The 5,718-nt window shown below is 71.7% G+C and carries 4 protein-coding genes; 2 read left to right on the top strand and 2 right to left on the bottom strand.

Features of this window, described 5'->3' with window-relative positions:
- Window positions 1-80: 80 nt before the first annotated feature.
- Both ACFV6D_RS20370 and ACFV6D_RS20365 read right to left on the bottom strand, forming a co-directional pair.
- On the bottom strand, window positions 81-725 hold the full coding sequence (locus ACFV6D_RS20370; protein WP_063349707.1) for a response regulator transcription factor: 645 nt from the start codon (window positions 723-725) through the stop codon (window positions 81-83).
- The gene (locus ACFV6D_RS20365; protein WP_244293481.1) at window positions 713-1,981 is read right to left on the bottom strand and encodes a sensor histidine kinase; all 1,269 of its coding nucleotides are present in this window, start codon (window positions 1,979-1,981) and stop codon (window positions 713-715) included. The genes ACFV6D_RS20370 and ACFV6D_RS20365 overlap by 13 nt, the downstream gene beginning before the upstream one ends.
- 298 nt (window positions 1,982-2,279) lie before the next feature.
- Between ACFV6D_RS20365 and ACFV6D_RS20360 the strand changes: the two genes are divergently transcribed.
- Window positions 2,280-3,014, top strand: a complete 735-nt coding sequence (locus tag ACFV6D_RS20360; protein WP_063351478.1) for an ABC transporter ATP-binding protein — start codon at window positions 2,280-2,282, stop codon at window positions 3,012-3,014.
- Window positions 3,015-3,017: 3 nt separating this feature from the next.
- Entirely contained in the window at window positions 3,018-5,588 is a 2,571-nt protein-coding gene (locus ACFV6D_RS20355; RefSeq protein WP_063349709.1) for an FtsX-like permease family protein, read from the top strand.
- Window positions 5,589-5,718 lie beyond the last annotated feature (130 nt).

Below are 5,718 nucleotides of genomic sequence, written 5' to 3'. Positions count from 1 at the left end.
GGGTTTTTTGGGGCGGGGCCGCGGGGGGGGGGCGGCCCCCCCGGGCCGCCCCCCACCCCCCCACGTCTTCCTTCGGGCGTTCAGGCCCGCAGGTAGGTGAGCACGGCGAGCACCCGGCGGTGGCCGCTGTCCGGCGTGGGCATGTTCAGCTTGGCGAAGATGTTGCCGATGTGCTTGTTCACCGAACTCTCCGCGATGAACAGCATCTCGGCGATGGTGCCGTTGTTGCGCCCCTCCGCCATCAGCGCCAGGACCTCGCGCTCGCGCTGGGTCAGCGAGGACAGCGGGTCGTCGCCGGCCCGGCGGACCATCAGCTGCGAGATGACCTCCGGGTCCATCGCGGTGCCGCCGTCGGCGACCCGCTCCAGCGCGAGCAGGAACTCCTCGGCGCGCCCGACCCGGTCCTTCAGCAGGTAGCCGACCCCGGAGGCGCTCTGCGCCAGCAGCTCCGTCGCGTACGCCCGTTCGACGTACTGCGAGAGCACCAGGACGGGCAGGTTGGGCAGTTGCTTGCGGGCCTCGACGACGGCGCGCAGGCCCTCGTCCCGGAACGTCGGCGGCAGCCGGACGTCCACCACGGCGACGTCCGGGCGGTGTGCGAGCAGCGCGGGCAGCAGGTCGTCCCCGTTGTCCACGGTGACGCACACCTCGTGCCCCTCGCTGTTCAGCAGCAGGACCAGCCCCTCACGGAGCAGGGCGTTGTCTTCGGCGATCAGGATCCGCATGGAATCTCCACCTTCAGTACGGTCGGGCCCCCGGGCGGGCTGAACAGGTCGGTGGTCCCGTCGAAGGCGGCGACCCGGCGCCGGAGTCCGAGGATCCCGCTCCCCGTGCCCTCGGTGGCGCCGCCCTTGCCGTCGTCCTCGACCCTGATCGAGATGGCGTCCGACGCGATCCGCAGCCACACCAGCGCGCTGCGCGCCCCGCTGTGCTTCGTGATGTTGGTGAGCGCCTCGGAGATCACGAAGTAGGCCGCGGCCTCGGCGGCGGCGGGCGCGCGGGGCGCCGCGCCGGCCGACTCGTCGATGTCTATCCGGGTCGGGACCCCGCACAGCGCGGTGAGCGCCCGGACGGCGTCGGTCAGCCCGCGGTCGGCGAGCACCGGCGGGTAGATGCCGCGGACGAGGTGGCGCAGCGACTCCAACGCCTGCTCGGCGAGGTTCTGGGCCGCGTCCACCATCTCCGGGACCTGCTCGGGCCGTTGGCCGAGCGCGCGCTTGATCATGCCGAGCCGCAGCGAGACGGCGACGATGCCGGCCTGCGCGCCGTCGTGCAGATCGCGTTCGATCCGGCGCAGTTCGGCGTCGTGCGCGTCGAGCGCCTCGGCGCGGGTCACCGAGAGTTCGCGGACCCGCTGCGCGAGCGCGACCCGGGGGCGGGCGGTCAGCAGCCGGCGGGACATCCGGGCGTGCACGAGGGCCAGCCCGCGCATCGCGGCCATCGCCACCACGGCGTAGCCGACGCCGATGAACACCGCGACGAAGGACTTCAGCCACGAGTCGACGTTCATCAGGATGATCGAGTTGCGCTCGCCCGACGCGAGCTTCCACCACACCGGTGCGGACAGCCAGTTGAAGGCGTTGCCGCAGATGCTCAGGGCGAAGATGCACAGGGCCGAGCCGACGACGCCGTGGGTGATCACCCAGACCAGGTCCTTGCGGACGGCCGGGTCGCGCAGGGAGGGCTTGCGGGGGCCGGTGCGGCCGGGCTCCAGGTCGCGGTAGGGCGTGCGGACCTCGGTCTCCAGCAGCCGGCCGACCCACCGGCGGTGGACCTCCGCGTACCTGCGCAGCACCCGCAGTGTCCTGGGCAGCAGCAGGAAGCCCGTTCCGACCAGGCAGAGCGCGAAGATGATGGCGATCAGGTAGAACAGCAGCAGCCCGGCGAGTCCGGTCATCAGGCAGAGCAGGACGTAGCCCGCGGCCGGAGGGAAACGGATCACCGTCTGGCGGACCCACTGCTCGGGTTGTAAGCGTCGCAACTCGGCAATGCTGGGGGCGCGCACGGCTCCTAAAACCCTCCGAGTCGTCATCCCGATCACCCTACCACCGTCCCAAATGCGGCGGTGGGTGGCACTTTTCTGCACCATCGACTCTCCAGTTCGTGCCCTGGTTCCGCACCTGCTCCAGGACTTACCTTCGTGAACGTCAAGTAGTGCGTGCGAGTGGTGGAGGCCGGAAGTGAGCAGAAAGGGACGCGGAGCGCGGACGGAGGAGTTCCAGAGCGCGGCCGCGGAGGAGGAGTACGCGGCGCCGCCGCGGCCGGACGGCAGTGCCGCTCTGGACGCCCACTGGGTCGTCCGTCTCGACGGGGTCCGGAAGACGTACGGCAAGGGCGCCGGGGCCGTGCACGCGCTGCGCGATCTGTCCCTCGCCTTCGCCCGGGGCACCTTCACCGCGGTGATGGGTCCGTCCGGGGCGGGCAAGAGCACCTTCCTGCACTGCGCCGCCGGGCTGGACCGCCCGGACGCCGGCTCGGTGGTGCTCGGCGGTACCGAGCTGGCGCAGCTGAGCGAGGTCGATCTGACCATCATGCGCCGGGAGCGGGTCGGCTTCATCTTCCAGGCGTACAACCTGATGGCGGCGTTGACCGTCGCGGACAACATCACCCTGCCGCTGATGCTGGCCGGCCGCCAGCCGGACCACCAGTGGTTGCAGCAGGTCGTGACGCAGGTGGGTCTCGCCGACCGGATGAGCCACCGGCCCTCGGAGCTGTCCGGCGGCCAGCAGCAGCGGGTGGCCATCGCCCGGGCGCTGGCGGCGCGGCCCGAGGTGGTCTTCGCGGACGAGCCGACCGGCGCGCTGGACACCCGCACCGCCAAGCAGGTGCTGACGCTGCTGCGCGAGGTCGTGGACAGCCTCGGACAGACGGTGATCATGGTGACCCACGACCCGATCGCCGCCTCCTACGCGCACCGCGTGGTGTTCCTCGCGGACGGGAGCTACGCGGAGGAGATGACGCACCCCACTCCGGACCGGGTGGCCGAGCGCATGACCCGGCTGGGGGAGTGGTGAGACGTGTTCAGGCTCGTCGTACAGACCGTCAAGGAGCGTAAGGCCGGGTTCGTCGGGGCGTTCGTCGCCCTGTTCGGCGCGTCCGTGCTCGTCACGGCCTTCGGAATCATCCTGCAGTCCGGCATCGGCAACGGGGTGCCGGTCCAGCGCTACTCCGGCGCTGCGGTCGTGGTCGGCGGTCAGAAGCACTTCACGGTCCACGAGGCCAAGAAGAGCAAGTCCAAGGACCTCAAGGACGCCGTCGGCGTCCCGATCGACCTGGTCGACAAGGTCGCCAGGACCGAGGGCGTCGACAAGGCCGTCCCGGTGCTCACCTTCCCCGCGCAGGTCGTCTCCAACGACGGCGAGGAGCTGGTCAAGGGCGCCGACGACCGGACGTCCAACGGCACCAACTGGGGCGCGGCCGCGCTCGGCCCGTACGACCGCAACGGCGACGAGCCGAAGCGCGCCGGCGAGGTGGTGCTGGAGAAGTCCGTCGCCGACCACCGCAAGGTGAAGGTGGGCGACAGCGTCAAGATCGCCTCCACCCGGGACGCCAGCTCGTACAAGATCGTCGGCATCGTCACCTACAAGGGCGGCGGCGGGGCGCTGCGCACCCCGCCGGTGTTCTTCTCCGACGACGAGGCGCGCACCCTGTTCGGCCGCACCGACCAGGTCAGCGCCATCGGCGTGCTGGCGCCCAAGGACACCAACGCCGGCAAGCTCGGCGACCGGATCGACAAGGCGCTCAAGGGCTCCGCGATCGACGTCTACACCGGTGACGGGCGCAGCAGCGTCGAGAACCCGGACGTCGCCTCGGCCCGGGGCAGCCTGAAGGAGCTGGCGGGCTCGCTCGGCGGCACCGTCGTGCTGATCACCATGATGGTGGTGGGCAGCACCCTGGCGCTCAGCGTGCACCAGCGCCGGCGCGAGCTGGCGCTGCTGCGCGCGGTCGGCGCGACGCCCAAGCAGATCCACAAGATGATCTCGGGCGAGGCCCTGGTGATCTCGCTGGTGGCCTCGATCCTGGGCTGCTTCCCCGGCATGCTGGCCGCCGGGGTGCTGCGCGGGGCGCTCGGGGCGATCGGCATCCTGCCGGACGACTTCGAGTTCTCCTACGGCCCGATCCCGGCGATCGCCGCGGTCGGCATCGGCGTGATCGCCGCGCAGGTGGCGGCGTTCGCGGTGGCCCGCCGGGTGGTGTCGATCCGGCCGGTGGAGGCGCTCAGCGAGGCCCAGACCGAGCAGCCGGGCATCGGCGGCGCCCGGGTGGCCATCGGGATCCTGCTGTTCGTCCTCGGCTTCTGCGCGTCGCTGCTGCCGCTGTTCTTCGGCAGCATCTTCGCGGTGGCCGCGGCCGGCAGCGGCGGTCTGATCATGGTGATCGCGATCCTCATGCTGGCCCCGCCGGTGGTGGCGAAGGCGACCAGGCTGATGGCCGCGCCGTTCCAGCGGCGGTTCGGGACCCTCGGGTTCCTGGCCGTGGCCAACACCCGGGCCAACGCCCGGCGGCTGGCGGCCGGCATCGGCCCGCTGATCCTGGCGATCGGCTTCGCCTCGGTGCAGCTGTTCATCCCGACCACCACGTCGGGTGCGGCCGAGGCGCAGGCCCAGGCGGGCGTCGTCGCCGACTACACGGTGACCAGCGATTCCGGCGGCCTGCCGGTCACCGCGCCGAAGTTCATCGCCGGCCTGGACGGGGTGGACGCCGCGGCCGGGACGGTGCGGGTCGACCTGTTCGCCTCGACGAAGATGCTCGGCTCGCCGGAGATCTTCGACTACAAGGCGCAGGGGCTGACCCCGGGCAACCTGAGCCGGGTCGTCGACCTGGACGTCTCCGAGGGCTCCCTGGACAACCTGTCCACGGACACGGTGGCGATCAGCAGCGGGGCTTCGGCCACGCTCGGCGCGGGCGTCGGCGGCCAGATCAAGGTGCACATGCCCGACGGGCAGACGCTGGAGCCGAAGGTGATCGCCGTGTACAAGCGCGGCCTGGGCTTCGGCGACATCACCCTGTCCTACGACACCGTGCTCCAGCACAGTTCGCGCCGGATGTACGACTCGGTGCTGGTGCGGGCCAAGGACGGCGCCGACAAGAAGAAGGTGATCGGGGAGCTCACCGGGCTCAACGACCGCTACCCCGGGGTGCACGTCCAGGACAAGGGCGGCCTGTCCGCCGCCCAGGAGAAGGCCGGCACGGCCAACCTGTTCGGCAGCGCGCTGCCGCTGGTCCTGGTCTTCGGGTACATCGCGGTGGCCGTCGCCAACACCCTGGTGATGACCACGCTGTCCAGAGCACGGGAGTTCGCGCTGCTGCGGCTGGTGGGCGCGACCCCCGAACAGGTCATGCGGATGATGCGCACCGAGACGCTGATGCTGATCCTGATCGCGGTGGTGGTCGGCAGCCTGGTGCCCATCGTGCCGTTGATGACGGTGAGCATGGGCCTGACCGGGTCCCTGGTTCCGCACATTCCGCCGCTGCTCTACCTGGCGATCGTGGCGGCGACCTCGGCCCTGGCCGCGGCGGCCGTTCTGGTGCCGACCAAGCTCGCCCTGCGCGCCCGCCCGGTGGAGGCCATCGGACTGCGCGAGTAGCTCCGCCCCCACCATTGCCACACCGACCCGGGGGGGGGGGGGGGGGGGCCGGCGCGCCCCCGCCGGCGGGTGGGGGGGGGCTGGGCGGCGGGGGCGGGGTGGCGGTGGGGGGCCGCGGCGGCGGATGTGG

Origin of the sequence: Kitasatospora sp. NPDC059812, from assembly GCF_042732075.1 — a bacterium.
GTDB lineage: Bacteria > Actinomycetota > Actinomycetes > Streptomycetales > Streptomycetaceae > Kitasatospora.
Note: the sequence above shows the minus strand (reverse complement) of the source record. Positions and strands in the feature narration are given on the sequence as shown.

Excerpts from the sequence above, each read along its gene's own strand:
- ACFV6D_RS20370 (WP_063349707.1), bottom strand. The coding sequence starts at position 725 with ATGCGGATCCTGATCGCCGAAGACAACGCCCTGCTCCGTGAGGGGCTG.